The sequence below is a fragment of the Chitinophaga sp. LS1 genome, from assembly GCF_034274695.1.
In the GTDB taxonomy this organism is placed as follows: Bacteria; Bacteroidota; Bacteroidia; order Chitinophagales; family Chitinophagaceae; genus Chitinophaga.
Genome location: NZ_CP128362.1, coordinates 8,066,144 through 8,089,324, shown reverse-complemented (window position 1 = coordinate 8,089,324; position 23,181 = coordinate 8,066,144). Strand labels below are relative to the sequence as shown.

The window sequence follows — 23,181 nt, the reverse complement described above, 5'->3', positions numbered from 1 at the left end:
TATCATCAATTCAATTATACTAAATTGATCAATGTATGAACAAGATTAATGGAGCTGATCTAATTGCAGCAGGTTTTAAACAAGGTAAAATAGTAGGTGAAGCGCTGGCCGTAATCGAAGCGCATTTAAGCGATATGGACCATGCAAGCCTTATTGCATTGATGAGTAACCTGCGATCAGCACCAGAAATGTACCTGGACCATCCGGTGTTGGAAGACCTTGCGACTAAAATGATTGAAGAAGCTTCCGCCCCTCTAGATACCACTATATCCCTCAACGATAAAGCAGCTGATTATAAGATCTATGGCGAAGCAGCCATCGATCCGGGTGCCATCAAACAAATGGATTTCGCTATGCGGCTGCCGGTAACGGTGGGGGGTGCATTGATGCCCGATGCACATCAGGGCTATGGCCTGCCAATCGGCGGTGTATTAGCTGCCAAAGGCGCTGTGATCCCTTATGGTGTAGGTGTAGATATCGGATGTAGAATGGCGCTGTCCATCTATGATATTCCGGATACTGCCATGGATGAAACGAAGTTGAAAAAGATCCTGCTGGATGAAACAAAATTTGGTGCAGGACAAAGTTTCCACGGTAAATATCGTGCAGAACACGCCGTACTGGATAACGATGCATTTAATATGACACCGTTTGTAAAACAACTGAAAGATAAAGCCTGGTCACAACTGGGAACATCAGGTGGCGGTAACCACTTCGTGGAATTTGGTGTGATTGAATTTGCGCAGAGAGACGAAGCGCTGAATATAAATGCAGGTAAATACCTGGCGCTGTTATCACACTCCGGTTCCCGTGGTTTTGGTGCGACAGTAGCCGGTTATTATACCAGACTGGCCAAGGACCTGTGTAAACTGCCAAAAGAAGCAGCTAACCTGGCATGGTTGGATATGAATACGGCAGAAGGTCAGGAATACTGGATGGCGATGAACCTGGCCGGTGATTATGCGGCAGCATGTCACGAGGTAATACACCGTAAAGTTGCAGCCCTGGTAGGTGGCCAGTTGCTGGCAACCGTGGAGAACCACCATAACTTTGCGTGGAAGGAACAATTGAATGGTGAAGAAGTAATCGTGCATAGAAAGGGTGCAACGCCCGCAGGTAAAGGTGTGATGGGTATCATTCCTGGTTCTATGGCGACGCCTGGATTCCTGGTACGTGGTAAGGGAGAAGAAGCGGCGATTAACTCAGCATCTCACGGTGCGGGTAGACAATTGAGCCGTACCAGAGCGGAAAAAGAGATTTCGAAAGTAGATATGGTAGCGGTACTGGCAGCTAACAATGTGACATTGATCGGTGCAGGTCTGGACGAAGCGCCAATGGCGTATAAGGACATCCATACAGTGATGGCGGCACAGGAAGCGTTGGTGGATGTGGTGGCGAAGTTCTCGCCTCGAATTGTGAGAATGGCGGATGATGGAAGTAGAGAAGACTAAATAAAACGGGCTTGCCGTGTGAGGCAAGCCCGTTTTATCTGAAAATGGTCTTCATCTTCGCTGGTGAATTCCCTCTTTCATGAATGTTTTTATTTCTTAACTATTGAAATTATTATAATCTCTTACCAGTGAATCGTAATCGCTATCCAGTGATTCCAGGTCATAACTCTCAAAGTGACCCTTTTCACCAGCATCACGCATGCGTTTTCTGGCATTCAGCAGTAGTTTATGGAAATCATCGTAGAAAGTATTAAAGCTATGATCTTCGTTTGCTTTCTTCGCATTGTCGATATTGATCTGTGCATGTTCAGCCTGTGCTTTTTCCAGTGAATCATACTGGGCTTTGGCTTTCGCTTCGATACCAGCATATTTTTCCTCACTACCCAGCAGATCGATGAAGGAACGGATATTGCCCATATCCTTCTTCATCGCGATGATGTATTCTTTCAGCGGACTATCCTTCAGAATAATTTGTTCGCTTGCGTCAGCTACTACTTCAACTTTCTTTACAATAGCGCTTTTCAGACTATATAATTGAGCGATCTGGCCACGGAGCGTATCGATGATAGCGTATCCTTTCGAACCTTTATCGTCTTTGTAATCTTCTGCAGTGATGTACTCGTGCATACGGTTGTTAGTCGCCTGCATAGTGGCAAAAAGCCCCTGGTACTTCGTAATGCTGTCTTTGAAGAACTTTTTGTCGGGAGAACTAAGTTCTTTTACAGGTTCGTCGATTTTGACTTTCTGATTGAATTGATGGAAATCCGGTGCAGAGAATGGCTTATTGATCGTGATAAAACGATAGTGGTCATTAGGATGCTTCAGTGCTTCTTCCAGCTTGGTGGTATTGTTTACAACATCTTCCAGGTAGCTGTTATGTTTGTTCGACATATCAACGATCAGGTTCGTGTATTCAATAATGTGGCTGGCTGATTCAGCTGAGTTTTCGCTGTATTCGGAAGCGCCGGGTTTCTTGCCGCTGGTATTGTTACAGGATGTGCTACTAACGAACATAGCAATGACAAGGAATGAACAGATAAATGTTCTCATGTAAGGGTATTTTTGGTTAAACAAATTCAATAAAGTACTGGTAGTTAATGTGGTATATTGTCCTCTTTCACAAACAGTGGGCAAATATATATAATTTTTCATTATCAGAAGGGCTTGCCTTCTTTTACAAATTCCCGCTTGATGCCGTCCAGTACATCATTGACATAAATTTCCAGTTCTTCCTTATCATCCGTATGTTTCTCTATTGCCTTCAGACAGGCATAGTGCACTACATTCAGGATACTGCCTCCTGCCAGTTCATATCGTTTAACCATATCAGGAATATCCCCGCCTATAAATGTAGATTTAGATGGAAAAGTTCTGCGCCATATCAAAGCCCGCTCATTGGCATCGGGGAAAGTAAATTTTAAGATCGCATTGAAACGACGTATAAATGCATCGTCTATATTATTCTTCATATTGGTAGCGAGAATGATCAGTCCATTATAGTCTTCAATACGTTGTAATAAATAAGACACCTCCTGGTTGGCGTATTTGTCATGCGCATCCCGCACATTGGTGCGTTTTCCAAAGAGTGCATCTGCTTCATCAAAGAATAAAATCCATCCTTTGTCTTCAGCACGACTGAATAATAATTCTAAATTCTTTTCTGTTTCACCGATGTATTTAGACACAATCATAGAGAGGTCTATTTTATACACGTCCTTGCCTGTATACTTCCCTAACAATCCTGCTGTGAATGTTTTTCCTGTACCCGGTGGTCCATAGAAGAGGGCTCTGTATCCTTTGCGCAGGCGTTTTTCCATATCCCATCTGTTCATCAGCTTCGCATTGAGGTTGACCCAGCTTATCAGCTCATCAATCTGTGATCTCAGGTCATTGCTGATGACCAGGTCATCCCATGTTAATTCGGTCGTTACTGGTTTGGCAGGAAAGCTACTACTGAAATGTGGGGGTACTGGTTTGCCATGTGTAAAGATGTTGATATGATCCTGCGATAAAAGCAATCGTCCGCTCATCGTGGGTTCACCCCCCGGCATCTCTTCCAGCCAGAGTACTTTTGAACGGCTGAAGAAGTGATCTGGCCAGAAGATCTGTTGTATTTCAATACGTGTACCCCAGTCATTGCCACCTAGTAAGAACAGTGCTGTTTCTCCTGTGGGCAGAAAGCCCCTGCTTTGTTTACTGCGGGTACCGCCTATTTGTGGAAAGTCGCCTTTGCCCGGAAGATATTTCTGTATTTCGGTATCGAAGTAGTCGGGTTGTAAATGGGGGATGAGGGCCATGAAGAGTAATAACTGTTCATAGGTAGTTAATGAATGTGCTTTGATAAATTGTAGGAATGGATCCTCCTGATCCATATCAATTGGAACGTTAATGACCAGATCAGCTTCAGGCGTTTGCATGCGATGACTGATTAATCCTGACAAAACTTTGGCGTACGCCTGTAATACCTGCATGTTTTTTATTGTAAAATGTTATTCAGATTCTTCACAGGGACAGCGTTGAATATCTTTGTCCTGTTTCATCCGGCCTTCGTTGGTAGCCGGCTCCTGTTTATCTTCAGGAGTAGCGAGTCGCTGAATGGTATTGTCCGCTACAGCATCTGCTTCTTTTTCATGTTTATCATCCGGTTCATTGACTTTAAAAAAAGAGGGGTCCTCCTTTTTTTGAAAGAAACCGGATTGTGTAGCCTGTTCCTGGGGGCGAAGGCGAATTGAACGGGGCATATGGAGTCATTTATAATTTACTAAGTAGTTCCGTTGCCAGTCTGGCGTAATCTTTTGCACCATTGGCCTGTGGGTCATAGCTGAAAATATCTTTACCTGCTTCCTGTGCTTTGGCCAGTTGCATATTGGTACGAATGACAGTGCCGAATACCTGACCATTGTATTTATCAGTCAGTTCCTGTCTGACTTGTTGATTCATTGTTTTCCGCTCGTCAAATCTGGTGAGGACCATGCCCAGCAGATTGAGTTTGGGGTTCAGCTTTTTTCTGATCGTCTGAAAGTGCTGCATAAAACTATATGCCCCTTTCAATGGCAGAAACTCTGCCGGCAGAGGAATGAGCACATAGTCACTACAAGCCAGCGCATTCACAGTGAGCATTCCTACAGCATGAGGACAATCAATGAGAATAAAATCATAATCAGCTGCTACAGGTTGTAAGAGCCAGCTAAGTACCTGTTCTCTGCCATATACACTCACCAGTTCCAGCTCTGCACCTGCCAGTTCAATAGACGATGGAACAAGGTCCAGTCCTTCTTTGATGTTGATAATCGCATCCCTGATCTGGCTGCCTTCTCCTGTCATTTCCCGCTTCAATTCAGTATACAGGTTTTGCGCCGGCTCCGGCGGCACACCCAGTGATTGGGAGAGGTTGGCCTGTGGATCGGCATCTACCAGCAGCACTTTCTTCCCGGCTCTTGCCAGTGCGGCACCAAGATTAATGGAGGTAGTGGTCTTGCCAGCGCCTCCCTTTTGGATGGCTATGGAAATGATAGGCATTAGTTGAGCTTTTCATTGTTGACAATGCGCTGAATGGTGTCAGTAAGTGTCGTGCCATTAAACACTACATAATTGTATGCATTCGGCTCATAACCGGCATCTTCTTCCCTGATGAAAAATACAGCCTGTTCCTTTCCCGGGCGCAGGTCAAAACAATAAATAGTACCCCCACCATCCCCACCAAAAACAAGGGATTGCGGAATGAATTTATACAGATCTTTCTCTCTGAATAATGCCAGTACTTCAGAAACGGAATAGATGATGAATGGTGTCTTCTTACCACGCAGACTACTGCCGTTGGATTGTAATAACAAGGCTTTGTAGTCTTCCGGTATTGCCCCGAAAGCAGCTTCCAGCGATTGTATATCTTGCTCCGTAGCCGGGTTTTGTTTATCCCAGTCGGGACCAATAATTGTACTCATAAGATCTTTTTTTATGGGGTCCATGTGCCAAAGATAGCAGTTAGCTGATCGTTGGTTAAAGTTGTTCTGAGTGTATTGTAGATCCTTCCAAAGTAGGCATCCACTTCTGCGAGGTAAGGCCCCTGCACGCCGGCAGGTATGCCTATTGCATTCATATCACTTACCAGGAAGGCTCTTTCTTCTGCAAAGGTACGGGTAGCGACCGTTGCTCTTCTGGCGCCCTGCAGGTCATTGATCAATCCATGTGGGGTACCACGGGCGCCGTCGGCGAAGTTACGTGTTCTCAGTAACAAAGCCGGAGCGTCATCCCTGCCATAAACCCCCATACCTGCAAAGCGTTCCCTTGCCCAGGCATCTTGTATACCGTGGTGTGACTGGAAGAAGTTGTTCGTACCCCTGTTGTCAGTCAGGAACCCGTGGGTATTGAATTCAAATTCACGGATCACTACGCCATCAGCCCGGGTATATTCCCACAATCCGCCAACACCCCTGCGCAATGTTACACCTGCCCTGGCCTGTATCGCTGAAATGAGGCGGTTGTCCATGAATTGCTGCAGCTCTGTTCCATTGGTGACACCATTGAGTGCGTCGATGGCGTTGGCAAGATCTGTCTGGTTGTCTCTGAACATATGCAGGTATTCCCTGAGTGCACGGTCATCAGAAGACAGGTTGAGCCTGGTGATGAGGTTATGTACCTTGGTCAGGTTCTGTGGAGAAATATTGACCGGGATACAGGGGGAATTACAATAGGTAAGTGCACGACGTACATCAGGATCCATGTTGTGCCACATCCTGCGGAGTTCAGGATCGGCATCGAGCATGGCACGGGTTTCAGGACTCAGGCTCTGTTCCCATGCCAGTGCTTCCGGATTCGGAACATCAGGAGTAACAGGTCTGTTAGGTTCATCGGTAGGTTGCCCTGTTCTTACTTCAGTTTCAGTCGCATTGGCGGCAGTTCTGGTAGTATTGGCTTCCGCTTCTGCTTCTAGTATCTGCGCTTCGGCAGCCTGACGGTTTGTATCGGCTGTGGCAATCGCATCATCAGTGGCGTTTTCAATACCTCCCAGGCGTGTTTCCTGCGCATCAGTAGCACCTCGCCATATCTCACGGCGCCTGCGCCAGAACTCCCTTTCTGCGGCGAGTCGTTCCCTGGCCAGTTCAGTACCTGCAGCTCGTAAGTTTGTAAAGAAGTTTTCATCAGCAACTGCGAGTCGGATAAAACCTATCGTGGTTCGGACTGCCGAAATGATTTCATCAATATTACGGATCGTACTCACGATCCTGGCTGCACCGCTGGCAAGGCTGGCTGGCAATTGCCGCATGCTGCGCAGTAAACGGATAGGTACCTCGCCCACTTTTGTGAGAAACTCGCCGAATGTGCTGATGGTCTTGATGGTTTCGATGGCTTCAAGCGCCGCTTTGACGGCACCATAGCCAGCAACAATGAGTAAGACTATGTTCACCACAAAGTTAGTCACCTTTCTCACCCAGAAGATCGCGAGCTGACATTCTTCAAATGGACCTTCGATCAGGGAAGCTTCCAGTTTTGTTTCTTCCCACATCCTGGAAATCATTTCACCGGGCGCATTAAAAGCCTGACCAATAGAAGCCACGAAGTCGTGTACCTTATCAGCAGATTCCCTGCATATAGCCCCGCCGCTGGCTTTAAAAAGTAACCAGCCACAGAAGTGTACAATACCTGCCGCGAGGTCAACTATGCCACTTACAATGCTTGCAATGGCATCAAAAATACCCGCGATGACACCAGCTACTCCACAAACTACATATTCTACAAAACCAATCAGGTAATCACCTACATCAGTGATAAAATCCCATGCCTGCCGGAGGAAGTTTCTTTCAATACTATACACAGGCAGTTCGGGGAGTAATTCACTGCGTAAGGTATTGTAATCTCCCTGCTGCATATCGTCCATGAGAGAGAAGGCCGCGGTTTCATTCCATTCGGCCTGTGTGAGTTCCCCAAGTTTGGCATATACTGCCACTCGCGCCATGTGATTAGGCAACCGGCGGAAGTTGAGTAATATAGAGTTGCTGTCTGCCATGCTGGTCCAGCCTGAAATAAGGTTTTTAATCTTATGGGCATACCAGTGAGTGGCGTATTCCAGGGCTTTTACACTGCCACTGCCAAAGAAGGCGAGCGACAGGTTGTGCGCATCCATATCCTGTAAATCTCCAAAGAGGAAGACAGCCATGTCATCAGGAAGGTATTCCCCCTGTGTCTCCATCTCCCCGAGAATGTTGTCCATCGTACCACCGGTAGGCCCCGTAAGCAGTTCCCTGATCTCTTTGCTGTCGTCATCAGAGGTGTATCCATTCAGACGATTCAAAACCTCTTTTGCTATGAGCTCAGTGATCTGGGTAGATTGTACCTGTATGAAGATGCGGAGCAATGCTTTCCAGTCAGAAGTAACACAGTCAGCACTGAGCCAGTCATACACATATAGTACGTTTTCTTCTGCCCTGGCGGCTACGGCGTTCAGGATAGCATCCACATCATTCGCGCTCAGTCCCTGGAATTTGGATAAGATGATGGCGCTGTCATTGCTGGAGGTCCAGCCATCCAGTGCATCATATACATCATTGGCGTGAGAAGTTTGTTCTTCTGCCGTGAGCAGGTTGATGGCTTTACCCGCAGCGCCTTGTTGAATGGTATGTGTGAGCTCATGCGCCAGCAGGTGCTGACCGCTGCTATGCGCCGTGTTGTATTTACCACTGTTGAAGTAAATGTGATTGCCATGGGTAAAGGCCTGTGCATGCAGGTCTTTGTTCATCTGCACAGCGCTGCTGTCCGTATGAATTCGGATACCACTGAAGTCTGCGCCCATAGCACTACCCATACTTTGTTGTATGTGTGAAGGAAGCGGACTACCACTGCCTTTGCTTCCTGCAAGTGTAGATTCTACAGAAGGCGGTGCTGCTGATGGGCCACCTTTCTTTTGCAACATCTTTTCTTTTTGTTCGCAGGCGGCACATTTCCTTTGCAGGTGTTCAGGGCTGTTGCTTTCGAAGATGGGCTTACGCTGGATCTTTACAGGAGCAATGGAGCGCTGGATAATAGGAGTTGCCATACGCTGAATGACCTGGGTGGCGACACTGTCAGCTTCTTTTTCGTATATGTCATCGGGCTGGCCAACGGTGAGTTTGGTTTGAACCACACTGCTCGTGCTGGTCGCAAAGGCTGTAAAAAAGCCGGAATAGTTAGAGAGTGGTTTGACATTTTCTTTTACTTCACTGAAAAGGCCGCTGTTACCATCGATGCTGTAAACGGTGTCGCCTTCTACTTTTACCACTATGCAGTGGTGCTGGTAGGGTTGGTCTATGTAACCGATATCACCGGGTTGAGGAGCAGTGGTTTGGGTAAGGGTATGGAAGGCTGAGACACCTTTACCCATTTGCCAGTCACCTATGTTTTTGCCTGCTTTTTTATGTGCCCAAACGGCGAAGATACCACACCAGGAGGGAAGCTGACCGCCGATGTTTTCGATGGTGGTGTCATCCCATACCCCGGGGGCGGCGAGGTGAAAGATCTCTAAAAGGTATTGGGCACCGACTCTTTTGCCACTGCCATCGTTGTTTTTGGCCTGGATTTTATCCAGCATAGTTCTGGCCGCGGTGATGATAGAATCACGGCTGCCATCAGGTTTTACATCATCCAATAGCTGGATGTTTGTAGCTGGGTGGCGGTATACTACTTCCCCTTCTTCACATTCCCGGCAACTGCGTTGTATATCATTGGGCGCTTCGGTTTCAAAGATGGGTTTCTTTTGAACTTCTTCCTTTGATTCCGGGTCTTCCTCCTCTTCTTCCGATTCTTTTACCGTTTCCGTAGGCGCTGCAGGTGGTGGGGGTGTAGGTGCAGGATCTGGTTTTTGTTCTTCTGTTTTAGTATGAATTTCTTCCTCCTGTTCGTCGCACGCACACCTTTGAATCTCTTCCTCCTGCTCATCACACGCACACCTTTGCACATCAGCAAAAAAATCAGTCCCCGAAAAAAAATCCTCCCCACCTTCTTTTCCAAAAAAGGGGGTGTTTGTTTTCGCGGAAGTCGCGACGGATGTTGGGGTAGCTTTTTCCATTATTTAGTTTCCTTCGGAGGCGCCAGGAATATATCATGCAGCACACTTGCTAATGATTCCAGTTCTGCCTGTCTGGTTTTGTTGCCTTTGCTGGTGGCATTACCATAGGTTTCAATCAATATCATATTCATCGCTGGTCGGGTAGGAGTGGCATGCGAACCCCAGTTGCCAAAGGTGACACCCTCAGTAGAGCGCTTGGCTGTTTTGTTGGGGTAACGAACATGTTGATCCTTTTTACCCAGTTTATTGGCGGGTACTCTTACCTTCAGGTCATTTGCTTTTTTCGCCATCTCAAGTGCCAGTGCTTCATCAGCTGCTTCATTGCCAGGTCTTGGATCGGTGGTGATACTTGGACCACCCAGTTCATTCATGGTCGATTCGTCTAAATTGCTATGACCATGTACACTGGCCAGGCGCTCAGGTTTGAAGCGGTCTACCAGGTCCATTAATACGAGGTTGTTATCTTCAACACATCTTTTCCCGGTACTGTCTACCGTACAGTTTTTATCAGCATTGAAATCGGCATTGCTCCCCACTTTTGGGAATTGTCGGTTAGGGTCAACGGCGCCTTTTACTGGCGTTTCTCTGCTGCCAATAGCGACATTGTCAGGGAAGAGGCTGGGTACAATGATCACAGAATAATATGGCATTTGTGCCATCGGACCCCGCATGATTTCCAGCAGATGATTCACTACTTCCACACCACCCCGCTCACTGCCATGTACACCACCAATGATCATCGCACGACGATCGCTGGTACCGGGAAAATAGTAAGCTTTGATCTTGCCTTCCTTGCCCATACTGGCTTCGATATTTCCTGGTTCTGATCCCCAGTTGTTTTCCCTGGATCGTTTATTACGTTCCACCAGTAGCTCATGTGGCCATAAGGGCTCGGGACCATATTGCATGATGGTTGTAGCCAGCCACCAATCGTCGCTGATAATGGGGAAGATACTGCCGATGTATTGATCCAGGTCCGGGTCTTTACAGGGGCATTTGGTTCTGAGTATATTGAAGATGTTTCCTTTATTGCCATCGAATCCCCAGCTGTTTTTGACGCTTTCACTGAGCGGGCTGCGTTGAATAGTGGGCGTGAAGAAACTGCTTTCAGATTGTGATCCGAAAAAAGGAGTTTCCTCTGTGACAGGGGAAGGTTTCTTACATTGGTTGTATTTTTTCATCGCCATTCAACTCTTAAAATATTTTTCATCCATGGCAGCCGGATATGACTGATACTCCATGGCAAGTAATCTAAAAGGATATCTAGGGGTTGTTGTTCAACCTGGATATATGTTTGTTCATTGAGGGTAAAGATCTTTCCGTTGCGTTGCAGAAAGCTACCTCTCAATGCATCGACAGATGTATTTTGTAGCTTTTCCCAGTGTTCGATCACGACTTCCAGCAGGTTGTCTGCTTCTTCACACTCCCCGGGTGTCAATACAATTTCCTGTGCAAGGTTTTTACCTAATGGCCATGCGCAGAGTAACTTGGGCACTACTAAGGCATGTTCTGGGGTTTCGGTTTCACCTGTAGCGAGGTAATGCAGCAGGTACAATGCTTTTTCGTGTGCGGTGATATCAGCAAAGGCGTTATTTTTTAACAGGCCTAGTTTTTTGAAGAAGGTGGAAAGGAAGGGATTGAGCAGGACAAGTCCGGTGTTGATGAGGAAGATGCCATCGGATGGGATGGCGTCATCTTCATGTTCAATACTGATTGCGTTATTTTGTGAATTGGAAGCAACCGGATGAATTACATTTGAAACAGACATCTCCTTTAATAAGGGAAAGCATACCGGTAGTACGTTTATTACCTCTTCACTTAATTCCGCTATAGAAATTTCCATTGCCATTTGCTCCTGCTGTATGTAAGCCGCTGCTACCTGGGATGTGGAAAGGTTTTTCCCATGGGGACCGGCCGCCATCTTAAATACCAGTTTCCAGAGCTGATGACTCATAACAACTGGAATGGAAAAAGATGATGATGGGAGGAAACGGGACGGGCTTTCACTTTTTGAAAAAGCTTTGAGCGTAGCCAGTTCATGAAATACGGTTAGTATATTCGCCTGACTGGTGGCAGTCAATATTTCCACTAATTGAATCAGAAAAGGAACTGGGTGATCAGTGATCACTCGCTGTAATACGACAGGATCATGCAATAACTGCTCTCTGAGTAGCGTGACCATATGGAAGTCAGTAGCAAATGCTTCCAGTACATAATTGTACCAAACGGAGTCTGCCCTTAATGTATTCCATGGGAGGTAACCTTTTTGCATGTAAAAGAGCCACTGCCGGGCTACAGACAGGCGGATGGTATTACCTGCTTTTGCCGAAATACGCAATGCGGTGGGAATGTGCTTTCGCAGTTGTTCCAGCAGGAGTGCATAGATTATTTCTTCGCTTTTGCCTGCCTTCATGTCTTTGATCCGGAGGATACCCAGGTCAATGGTAACACTATCCAGTTGTATTACTTCGCCTTCGACACAAAGTTCATTGCAAGCTTTTTCTAACAGCGGCACCAGATGATGGTGGTAATACCTGCTCATCTCGTGCTGCCATTCGAAAGCAGGTGCTGACTTTGGAAATTTCAAAGCCAGCACCTGTCTGCGGATCATATGGAGTTGTTCCGCTGCCATGTATTATTTAAAGAGATTTTCAATCTGGGTCATGTCTAATGAAGGTTCGTATTTTTTCACTGTAGCAGCATTCCATTCTCTATAGATGTCTGCCAGTGACATTTTGGTTTTGATTTGGTCCAGGATAGGTTTGGCAGCAGTGAGCCCACTGATGTCTTTGCCACCGAAAGTGTATTTATCCAGATAGTTACCGGTGAGTAGGCTGAGGAGAGAAGTGGCCTGTTTTTTATTCAGGATCTTCTTTTTGCCACTGGGCCAGTCGGCTATAATTTTGTCAACTACCTGCTGGTATTGTATTAAGGAGGGGTCAGCAGCTTCGGAGAAGGTGGTGATCATGCCAGCGAGTTGTTTGTCTTTAATGTCGGCAGCCAGTTCTTTGATGGCTTTCTTGCGGGCATTGAGACGGCCATTGACAATTCTGGCTTTATTGCTTGCGTCAATGTAGGCAAGTGGGGTGGTCTGACCTACAGATTTCGGTTCAGCGATAGCTACTGGTTTTGTTATTGCTTCGGGTACAGGCTTCGTTTCATCCTCGGTTACTGGTTTCGTTGCTGCTTCGGATACAGGCTTCGTTTTATCTTCGGTTACTGGTTTCGTTGCTGCTTCGGATACAGGCTTTGTTTCATCCTCGATTACTGGTTTCGTTGCTGCTTCGGGTACAGGCTTTGTTTTATCTTCGATTTTTGGTTTCGTTGCTGCTTCAGTGACAGCCTTATCGGAAGTCGTAACTGCACTTACCGCCTTAGCCGTACTCTCCACTGCAACCTTGCCCTCAGCCGCCACCGTTATCACAGGCCCCTGCTCTTCACAAGACGTCTTCCAATCAAACAACTCATTCACCTGCTCCTGAAAATCCTGTGTCTCCACATCCCTCGTCAACACCTGTAAGAACCCGTCAAAATCAAACGGCCCATTACACACTGTTTTCTTCGCCATCCACCTGATCCATTGCTTATAATAACTTTCAAACTGACAGAATTCTTTCGGCATCAACCAGGTAATACGTAGCAATACATGCGCAGGCGCTTCCCTTTGCAGCATATTTTCAATCACCTGCCTGTTACCATCCTTTCTAAACCTCTCCGGCCATGCAGGTAATACAACGGTAGCAATAAACGAATAAGGGTCATACCCTGCCACCAGATCAGGAAAATCACACTGACGGAACAGCTCCGCCTGATGCGGTAACAAATAACACCCGCAATTATTTTCACAATGAGGTCGAAGCAGAATATGTTCTACTACATGTAGCCCCTCCCTATTGATCAATTTCTGTGCTCTCTTCACCGCCTCACAAGCCATCTCAGAAGTGGTATACAATTGAGGATTCCAGGCAAGCATTTCACCCGCGGCAGTCAAACCTACCATTTGCTGATTAGGTTGTCCATCTGCCGCAGTCAAACCGACAGCTTGCTGATTAGGTTGTCCATCCGGAGTACTACATCCACAGCTATACCTCGGTGCATAAAATGTCACCCCATATGGTCCGCAACTACAATCAAAACTACCGCGATAGTTTTCATAATCACCCAGCATCGCCAGTATGTTCAATAACTTTTGTACCGCATCCCTGTAAGTAGCAAACCCATTATTGATCAGCCATCGGTCACATACATCACTGCTCAGTGAATAATCAGCATTGTTATTATCCTGTAAGAAAGGAATGTTGATATAGTATTGTTTGTCCTCACCCAACCTGATCAGGCTATTATAATACTGGAATACAGCCAGTAATTGCTGCTTCCAGGTATCAAATGAAATGGCATTGACAGCCGCATAAGCCGTCAACAGTCGTTGCTGATTCCCATTGGTGAGGTAATAATCATTTTGCTTTGTACTCGCTATAATATTTTTTTCATTTTGCAAGGCCTCAATCACATCCACCCAATTGCAGACACGCCCCTGTAGTACTGTAGCAAATGGTACACCGTTATTATCTTTGAGAATACTGTTGCCATTCTCATCGCTGGTAACAAAAGACTTCTTTGCTGCCAGTTTTTTATATTGATTGTATAAAGCAATTTTTGCCGCATCTCTTTTGGCTACATCATCATATTCACAGGGATGTATAATCAGTTGGTCCGCACTCCCCATAAAGAAGCTGTACGCACATGAATGACTATACCGCTGAAATTCTCCTGTATTAATAAACAATTGTACCCCTTGTTCTCCCCATGCATCATCAGGCGTAAGAAAACGGGTTGTACTTTCTGCCAGTACCTCTCTCAGGTAAGTACGGGTCACACCATTACAATCACAGGTATTGGTATAGTTACCTGCATACTGCAAGAGAATAAGGAAAAACCTAAACCCTTGCATCGCCGCTGCCGGATCACTATAATACTCCACACTCTGCCAGTCGCCTAATGAGAAATAATAAACTGCTTCATCCGGCTCTGTAAAACAACATTGAGATTTTATATCAGCACATGGATTGGGATCGCAAGGATAAAAACGTCGATAGAACTCATCACAATCCGCTCTTTTGAATAATTGTTTAATAGGGTAGGTACTCGCTAATTTCGCCGCTGCTTCTGCATCCATCCCCGGCGTAGCAACAATACGACCTTGTAAAACCTGCAGGTAATCAGTCTTAAATGCCTGCAATGCCTCCTCCTGACTACTGTAACCAGTCAAACTTCTGTATAATACTAACTCTTTGTCAGGCGCATTGCGATTCACAGACTTTATCTGGTAATAGAATAATTTTCCATCCTGTACTACGATATCCCCTCCAGGGTAAATTTCGAGGTAATCCGGAATCACCTGTTTACGTGCATCGATAATCCCATTATACACAGCTACAGGATGATCCTTATCCACCAGTCTGTACACATATTGCCCACACTGACTGATCTCATCTACCTGCACATACTCATCATAGGCCTTCGTATCTGTAGCACTGCGTAAACTGTCAATATGCTTACGGATATTCAACAATGAATTGATACTACTATCGGCCCGCACCTCACCTGATACCTCAGTCGGCGCATCACCCGCCATCTCATTTGGTGCATCACTGGCCACCTCTGCTGACCCAACCGTACCTGCACTCACGGCTGCTGACCGATCAGCCGCCGCACCTGCACGTACCTCAGCTAACCTACTACTGATCTTATTTGCTGTTAAAGCACCCCCATTAAGCTTATATTGAGACAGCGCAGCTGTAAACTTCCTGGCAGCCTCCAACGCAGCTGGCTGTGTATCATATGCCTGCTCGCTAATGAAAGTATATTTTTGAGAAGGGTGATAGCCAATCGTATAATTAAACTTCCATGTATCAGGAGCCTGGTTGATACTCATATCATACCTGAACTCATTCACAATCCGCCAGATCTTATCCTGCAATGCCTGAGCCGCTGCTGCTGAATTAGTCTCCATCGCACATACAGCCATGGGCGTTTCACCATCTTTTACTGACAACAGGTACTTATCTCCATCCGTTTCTTGCGCAATAGAATAATTCGCCGTATCCAGCATCAGCACGAGCAACCTAAACGCATGCACAGTCACCTGCTCCTTATTGTCAAACTCCGCAAGCGGGGTGAATTTGAAACGGTTCCCTTTCTTCTCTACCAATGTATAAGACATCTTATCCGGCTTATCAATGATATCATTATCTCCAATCTTGAAAGCCTCTGTATCAATAAAAGTCGTCGCCTGCTTTTCATCAAATGCCAATATACCGATAGGCACAGATGCGGCCTCTGTATCCTCCCAAAAAGTGTTATCATTGATTTTGCTGATCTCCTGCACCGCCACCGTATGTGCCTGGTGTTCTTCCGGCGAAGGGGCAATAAAGATCCTCACCTTATTCCCGGCACTGTCTTTTAATATAGCATTGTAGCGATATGTGTAGATATACACATCATCAGAGGCGATGTCTGTAGTATATAATCTCTGTAATCCATTAATAACCGTATTCGCTGTTTCTGCCGAAGGCTGCTTCACAGAGAAAATCGCGTTGTTCGCCCTGATCACATAAGCCTGTTCATGGGCCAGGTATTCAGTAGAATAGTTTTGCTGATCTCCCAGCTGTGTCAACAAGGATTTTGCAGCTTCCTGCGCTTCCGCCCTTGTATCATATTTCAGTGTACTACGGAAATAATCATTTTCACCAACAGGCAATGTGAACAGGTATTGTTCTGCATACTGTACCACCTCAAAGTTGCACAACGTATGCCGGGCATGATCAGTTATACCCGCTAACGCAAGAAAACGTTGTTCAAAACCAGAAATATCTATTACCTGGCTGTAATCATAACCAGTACCTCTGTCTGCACTGAGTTCGCTATAATTACCTAAGAAGTTTTCCTTCGCCTGAACCTGGTCCTGCTCCTGCCCATAGGATAAAAGCGCATAATCCGTAAACTGCTCGGCAAATCTTGACAACAAATGATCCAGGAAACCTTGTCTCCGCGCCGCATATTGATTCTCATCCTCAGCTATCTGTTGCAGATACGCCGAATAATTACTCAGGTTAAAACTGATTTCAAATGAATACCGGGTATTCGCCGCATATAAAAATGCATTGTAGTTACTATCAAATGTACCCATGTACAGCAATGCTGTCGCTGCATTATTAGCAGATGTTGCATCCGGATAATAACGTTTACTGATCAATACAAAATCAGTTGCAGAACTGGTGATGTAGTAAAAGCAACAACCATCTTTTTGTGTAATGACATGAATAGTGGCATTATTATTCCGCAAATCATCTTCCAGTTGCGCAATCGCAATCGCATTGTCAGCCGTTGTTTCAAAAGTAGCCGGTGTCAGCTGGCCAATATCAATCGTCTGCAGATCGGCTGTATCAATAACAGATCTATCAATGGGATAACACAAGGTATCACCTGTATTTCCCAATGACCCATCACTAAATCGTTGTAATTTATCCAGGTCTGGCACACTATCCAGCCCATTGATAAAATAGGTATGCTGCTCTTCCGGAGCAGACATAGAAAACAGCGTACGTATATGCTGCAGCTGGGTCAGGTAGTTCGCCAGCAACTGGTCAAAGAATAACAGGTACCCCTTTAACTGCAAAGCCTGCGCCTTACGCATGGCTGGTGCACTTGCTGAAAGCCCTCCTTTGGCAATACCATACACCCGTGGAAAATCATTTTGAATAGAATAATAATCTGCCAGATCTTTTCTATATACCCCTGTAGGAATCGCTGCATCCAACTGCTCTTTCTGATAGGTGATCTTACCCGTATACCTGAAATTTACTAACAACAGATCATTGTACTTCGAAAAATCAAATGCTACAGGTATCCCATTTCTTGTAAACCTGAACGCACAACAAGCCGGGTTTAACAAGGGGATATGATTCTCAGGCAGGAATATCTTCCAGCGCTCATCCGCATCACGATCACAGAATTTTATTCTCAGGGATTGTAACCGGCTGATACCAGTTGTAGACAACAATACATTGTATACATCTGAAGTATGGATCTCTTTTCTTAAAATAATTTGTTCAAACTCCGTAGTATCCACAAAACCATGACTACTGGTCACATTATAAGGTCTGCCTGCAAATGCTTTATCCATAGAAACACCTTTGTCCAGCAACTGAGGCAATGTATAAAATTGCGGAGCAGGAGAGAAGAACTGCTGTAACCGTTGCATCAGGTCCAGGTACGTCTTTTCAGGATCAGCACCATTCCCCAATTCTATATCCGCAGTCACACCCAGCGGCTGACGGCATAAAATATAGATCTTCAGGAAGTCCTCACAGAAGTTACGATGTGCCAGCAGACTCTTTTTTACCGCCGCAAGTACGTTTTCTTCCACTACGTTTTCTTCCAGTTCTATATATACATTGTAAAGCCCATTCAGCGATACCCTTGCATTTCGTTCATCATTGTAATTCCCACAAAACTGCTGTACATTCAAATCATCTACTACCTCCAGCCACGCATTTCTCACACCATCAATATCTACCAGCATCTTCCTGTAATCCAGTATAGTCAAAGGATTACAACCTAATATCTGCGCAGGGGTAAAAAAGTTACTATCCTTAGCACCACTGCCGGGCGCCGGTGTAAACAGATCTACCGCTGGCAGATTGGTACGATAACCCAAATCCAGCAATGCATAGCAAAGTGTTTCCAGTATAGTAATACCTGGATCATGTACGTTATGATCCGTCCAGATCTTACCGGATAATTGTGCGAGGTAACCGATCCCTTCCGATCTCAACCTTGTAAAATCCAGGTAGTCCGGGAAGCCGGCATTTTGCTTACTGATGACTGTCGTATCGTTTAAAACATCTGCCATGGGGGCTTACTTATTTGGGGGTTACGGAATCTTCACAATATTGCATAACAGGCGTAGGCTGATTACCGCAGGTAAATTCGCGGTCCCAGTTTTCATCTTCATCATCCGGGATGTTTACTTCCACATCGCCGGCTATGAGAATACTACGTGGGGTAATGGGGCACACATTCGTGACATCAGTACCATTAGGATCCCCTGCATGCCATAGCCGCAGGTCCTGTACATAATCTACATAATCTCTTGTTTCAAGGAAATAGACAATATCTGATCTATATATACACTGTCCAAAGCTGAGTTTATCATACACACCTACCGCCCATGGTGCCAGGAATTCCCGCAGGTCGGCAGCCAGTTTATCTTTATAATAACCTTTGTCTTTTCCGGGATAGAGCTTCACCTGTATACAGGCATTCACCTTTTCATACCTGGGATTCATCACCTTTAGCTTTACAAAAGGTGAGGATACCTTTTGCAGACTTTCCTGTATTTTCTCCAACAGGCTCAATGGTGCTTTAGGCTCAAAAGCCTGCGATGCCTTTAGCTTGTTCAGATCAGGAATTACCGCTACCAGCACATGCCCCGGTGCCATCGGGAAGTCGTTGGTAAATGCTGCGGCATCCAGTGCATGACTATGATTGATGCATTTTACTTTGAATACCTGTGGAAAAGCATCGAGTACAATCCGCTCATAGTCGAACTTCTGAATAGCTCTTCCTTTGTGACGCAGCAACTCACTCACCCTTACATAATACTGACCCTGTTCTTCCGGTACACTGCCACCAAAAGAAGGATAAGGCTGGGAGATCTTCTTCACTTTTGCATCCGCATCTTTCAGTTTGGAGATCTGGTTGCCATCCAGTGGTGTGGCCAGTCGCATTTTATCATTGGCGGTATCGTTTGTAAACGTTACCCTCACCGCCTGTGTATGAATACCAATAGTCTCTGCCACTGACCTGCTGTTGAATGGAATAGCCGCTTTGATCCAGTGCAGTCCGGAAGGCAAAATGGTGTTTTCGTTCGTCATATTAGCCGGCAGGGAGAACTGGATGATGCCGGATGTGGTCAGTCCGTCAGTTGCATCATCCAGCACTTCAAACCCTGTACGCAAAGGCTTCCACTGGTTGTTGTCCAGGTAGTACCATTGCACGGTCTGCCGTTCGGCTTCAGAATCGGCGGTAGCTTCTGCCAGCTGGAACAATACACTCAGGTTATTGCCCGGCTGAAGGTCTTTCAGGCCGATGAATAAATTTCCTTCATCAGTGAATAACGGAAACAGCGTAGGACTGGATGTGTTACTCACCGGCTGATACGTGCCTGTATATGGATGCAGATGTATCAGGTCAATATCTTTGATCGTCGCAGTAGCAGTATAATCCAGCGAGATCCCTTTGATCTGTGGCGTATACGGCTCATTAGGGATCACTACCCGAATATTCTGCAACTTTACGATCTTATCATACGTAGGTTTTAAGATCTGATCTTCTTCATAGTCGATCATGCGCTTTAGATTGTATCCATCCCACAGCGGTGCATTGTCAGGTACACCATTCGGATACAAAGGGAAAGCAGCAGGTGGAAAAGGTAGCTTCCCCGCAGGAGGTGGATCACCTAATGCCAGTTTATATTCCCCATCAGAGAAATCGATAGGCGTATTGGGTGTATCCGGATATTTCGTCCACAGTTTATCGATCAGCTGATCTGCTCTGTTACGAATGTTCGTTGTTAGCTCATAAGAGTGCTTTACAGCGTCAAATACCTCATCAAAGGTCAATACCTGTGCCGTAGAGGTGCCACTTGGAGAAATGCCATCATAAACAGGTCCTACATATATTTCAGGGTATTTACCCAGTGCCAGCATCTGCCTGGTCAATACATAAGAATACCGGGAATGCTGGAAATCCAGGTTTTTGGCAGAAGCCAATGTCAGGCGTAGAAATCCATCCTGTGCCGCATTGGTATAAACTGCATCTGTATAACTGAGGTCATCATTCCTTTTATAGGCATTGACACCGGTAAAGTTGCTCCTCTTGAAATTGAAGAAGTACAAAGGTCCATCATTGCCACAGAATTTATCACCCGGCGTGTCGCTGCTAAATAGTTTTTTGGAAGCATTATACGCCCTCCAGCTACCATGATCCAGGAAATCCGCAGAGAAGAGAAAATTATTTTCATTAAAATCTGCTGTGTTGATAATAGGGGTGGTAGTCAGATCTTCATACCCATGATAATAAGTTTCCAGGCTAGCCGGTTTATCTTTCCAGTTCAGCCTTAAGTTAATGGCTGTCCAGTTCTTATTAAAGATCTCTTTGGAACTCAAAATAAAATGTGAACCCAACCGTGGCCTTGAACTGAATGGATAGATAATTCCATTGATGTCCATCGGACTATCGTCATTCTGCACAATGAAATTCTTCAACCCACATACGGTCACATCAATATTGTTATCTTTTAAAATAACATGCTTGAAGAAATAATACAGCGATACCTCTACATCATCCGTTGTGGGCGGCACCGACAAACAACAGTTATTTTCAGACTGCTTACTCCCTGGTAGCCGCATGGCGATCAGGTCATTCAGCAATACCTTTACTACTGGTTGTGTGGTGTTAAAGTCTTCTTTTAACTTGTCCTTGTCGTAAAAGGCGATGGCAGGACTGGCAGGTTGTAGTATAGCATTGATGGTAATAGAAAACTGATCCCCATTCAATGCCGGATCGAGTGTAATGCTCAGATCATCTGCATCCAGCCATTTGTCTTTTCCACTGAAAGATACATTCAGCGCCTTCTGTGGCGGGAAAATATCTTTCAGTGTATCACCGGTATTCAGACCGTCAAATTCCGCTTTGGTGATCAGTGCATCGTAGTTGTATTTCAACTGTGGGTTATAACACAGCGTTTGGGTAGGTTTTTCCAGCAGGAAGGTAAATAGGTTGGCTTCCAGTGCGGAGCTGATACCCCGTTTTACCGCCTGCCCGATAAGAGGCTTGCTGATATAATAGTAAGTCTGTTGAATCAACCCTGCTACAGTGCTGTATAGATCCGTAGCATCTGTTAAAGTACAAGCTAATTTTATTGTAATCGTACGCTTTCCCTCATTCAGCAGCAACACAGGAGAAGCTAATATGAACCCTAACCTTGCATGTGGATATGGGTAAGTAAATTTCTGTTCAGGGTCAATGTATTTACTAAAATGACTGCCCATAGTAGGCCAGCTATCTGGTGTACCCTTCGACACGCCATCAGCAAACAGTGCATTCGGCGCCATATACACGCCATTGCTCACAAAGAGGGTACGTACATCTGCGACCTGCGCTTTATTAGCCACCAGCTCATTGTCCAGCGAAAAGAGTACCTCTGCTTTGTTATTGTCTTTCCCATCTTTTACCAGCAATCCGGCTTGCAACCTGTATTGCTCCAGCTGCTGCTGAATATCTACAAGTATATGCACCTGGTCAGGTTGTGCTGGTCGTGGTTTTAGTTGTAATACCTGTTGATAAAAGAAGTCAAGGTGTTTCTTCGCAAAACTATTCAAATCATCCTGTAAATAATGGAACAACTTCAGGAAAGCAAACAACAAGCCCAGGTGTGGTGTGTGCTGCTGTTGCAACACTGCTTTTAATGGCAATAAGCTATTCTCAATATCAGCCGCAGCTGCAGTGCTGATACTATCTATCACCTGCTCACAGCTATTGAATACATTCACCACAGCAGCGGCAATATCAGTGATACTGGTCAATGATGATACCCCATACAGATCGTCTATTTCCAGATCCCAATAGTCACTTTCATAGTAAGGACGAAAATCAATTCTTTTAATGGCAAACAGGGAAGCGGCCGCATTATCCAGCGCAATAAATTCTACCAGGCTATTGTGCAGTTTATCTTTGATCACATGTAGCAATAGCGGCTCCAATGTCAATCCGTTATCTTTTACCTGCTGGTACCAGGTATCTACACGACTGATGGTATAATACCACGTGTATTGTAAAAGTAGTTGTAGTCCTCTGGCAGAGGGTTTCTTACCAAAGAGATAATAATACCCGTCCAGTTTTTCTTTCTTACCAGGCAGGTTGTATTTATTGATCGCACTCAGCGTAAAGGGCGTACTATTTCTGAAAAAAGCCTGCCAGTCGCCGGCATTGATCAGTACATCGCCCTGGGCATCGTAATAGTTTACGTGCCGGGACAACTGTACGAAATAATCCAGCAGATCGGACAACTGCCTGCCATCAATCTGTGTAGTGCTGGACAATAGATCGTCCAGTACACGTTGATGCTGGCTGGTGCCGGGATCATGTTGAAATGGATGTAGCAGATGAATGCATTCCATAGTTATTGATTCTTTATACTGGCTTTAATGCCTCGTTCTTGTAGTAATCGTACACATAGTTGAAACGGGAATTTGTTTCAGGTACGGTGTATTCAATCGAAATGGTGAACCGGCCTTCTATCAGGTCAAAAGAGCTGTCTGCCGTCACAGCAATCTTATCAGCAATGATGCGGGGTTCATATAGCAGGATGGCTGTCTGCACCCTGTCTTTGATATAACCGATCATCGAGCTGCTCAGAGGTTCAAACAAATAGTCATTGAGGTTACAGCCATACTTGGGTTGCATCACTCTTTCTCCCAGGCTGGTACTCAGCAGGATGTTGAGGCTTTCGTGAATATCCTCATAGTCGCTCACCAGTTCCACCGCACCCGTTTGCTGGTTAAAGGTGGGAGGGAAGGACCATCCACGGCCAAGAAATGAGTTTACTATTGTGCTCATGTTGTCATT

At 45.5% G+C, this 23,181-nt stretch carries 12 protein-coding genes; 1 reads left to right on the top strand and 11 read right to left on the bottom strand.

Features of this window, described 5'->3' with window-relative positions; genetic code table 11:
* Positions 1 to 35: 35 nt before the first annotated feature.
* Positions 36 to 1,451: an RtcB family protein gene (locus QQL36_RS33135; protein WP_321568197.1), complete on the top strand. Its 1,416-nt coding sequence runs from the start codon at positions 36 to 38 to the stop codon at positions 1,449 to 1,451.
* A 96-nt stretch (positions 1,452 to 1,547) separates the two neighbouring features.
* Here QQL36_RS33135 and QQL36_RS33130 read toward each other — a convergent pair whose 3' ends face one another.
* The 11 genes from QQL36_RS33130 to QQL36_RS33080 all read right to left on the bottom strand — a co-directional run bounded on the left by QQL36_RS33130 (position 1,548) and on the right by QQL36_RS33080 (position 23,172).
* Positions 1,548 to 2,501, bottom strand: a complete 954-nt coding sequence (locus QQL36_RS33130; RefSeq protein ID WP_179091046.1) for a DUF3829 domain-containing protein — start codon at positions 2,499 to 2,501, stop codon at positions 1,548 to 1,550.
* A gap of 104 nt (positions 2,502 to 2,605) precedes the next feature.
* Entirely contained in the window at positions 2,606 to 3,922 is a 1,317-nt protein-coding gene (locus tag QQL36_RS33125; RefSeq protein WP_321568196.1) for an ATP-binding protein, read from the bottom strand.
* A gap of 18 nt (positions 3,923 to 3,940) precedes the next feature.
* Positions 3,941 to 4,192, bottom strand: coding sequence for a hypothetical protein (locus QQL36_RS33120; protein ID WP_083722101.1), 252 nt, complete (start codon positions 4,190 to 4,192; stop codon positions 3,941 to 3,943).
* Positions 4,193 to 4,202: 10 nt separating this feature from the next.
* Positions 4,203 to 4,970 (bottom strand): ParA family protein, encoded by a 768-nt coding sequence (locus QQL36_RS33115; protein WP_083722100.1) that lies wholly within the window; start codon positions 4,968 to 4,970, stop codon positions 4,203 to 4,205.
* On the bottom strand, positions 4,970 to 5,392 hold the full coding sequence (locus QQL36_RS33110; RefSeq protein ID WP_179091045.1) for an SMI1/KNR4 family protein: 423 nt from the start codon (positions 5,390 to 5,392) through the stop codon (positions 4,970 to 4,972). Before QQL36_RS33110 ends, QQL36_RS33115 begins: the two co-directional genes overlap by 1 nt.
* Positions 5,393 to 5,403: 11 nt before the next feature.
* A complete protein-coding gene (locus QQL36_RS33105; RefSeq protein WP_321568195.1) occupies positions 5,404 to 9,489 on the bottom strand; it encodes an eCIS core domain-containing protein in 4,086 nt (1,361 codons plus the stop codon).
* Positions 9,489 to 10,676, bottom strand: coding sequence for a hypothetical protein (locus QQL36_RS33100; protein WP_321568194.1), 1,188 nt, complete (start codon positions 10,674 to 10,676; stop codon positions 9,489 to 9,491). Before QQL36_RS33100 ends, QQL36_RS33105 begins: the two co-directional genes overlap by 1 nt.
* Positions 10,667 to 12,121 (bottom strand): contractile injection system tape measure protein, encoded by a 1,455-nt coding sequence (locus QQL36_RS33095; protein WP_321568193.1) that lies wholly within the window; start codon positions 12,119 to 12,121, stop codon positions 10,667 to 10,669. Before QQL36_RS33095 ends, QQL36_RS33100 begins: the two co-directional genes overlap by 10 nt.
* A gap of 3 nt (positions 12,122 to 12,124) precedes the next feature.
* Positions 12,125 to 18,403: a hypothetical protein gene (locus tag QQL36_RS33090; protein WP_321568192.1), complete on the bottom strand. Its 6,279-nt coding sequence runs from the start codon at positions 18,401 to 18,403 to the stop codon at positions 12,125 to 12,127.
* Positions 18,404 to 18,413: 10 nt separating this feature from the next.
* Complete coding sequence (locus tag QQL36_RS33085) at positions 18,414 to 22,733, bottom strand: hypothetical protein (RefSeq protein ID WP_321568191.1); 4,320 nt, start codon at positions 22,731 to 22,733, stop codon at positions 18,414 to 18,416.
* A 13-nt stretch (positions 22,734 to 22,746) separates the two neighbouring features.
* Positions 22,747 to 23,172 (bottom strand): GPW/gp25 family protein, encoded by a 426-nt coding sequence (locus QQL36_RS33080; protein ID WP_083722092.1) that lies wholly within the window; start codon positions 23,170 to 23,172, stop codon positions 22,747 to 22,749.
* Between the last annotated feature and the right edge of the window lie 9 nt (positions 23,173 to 23,181).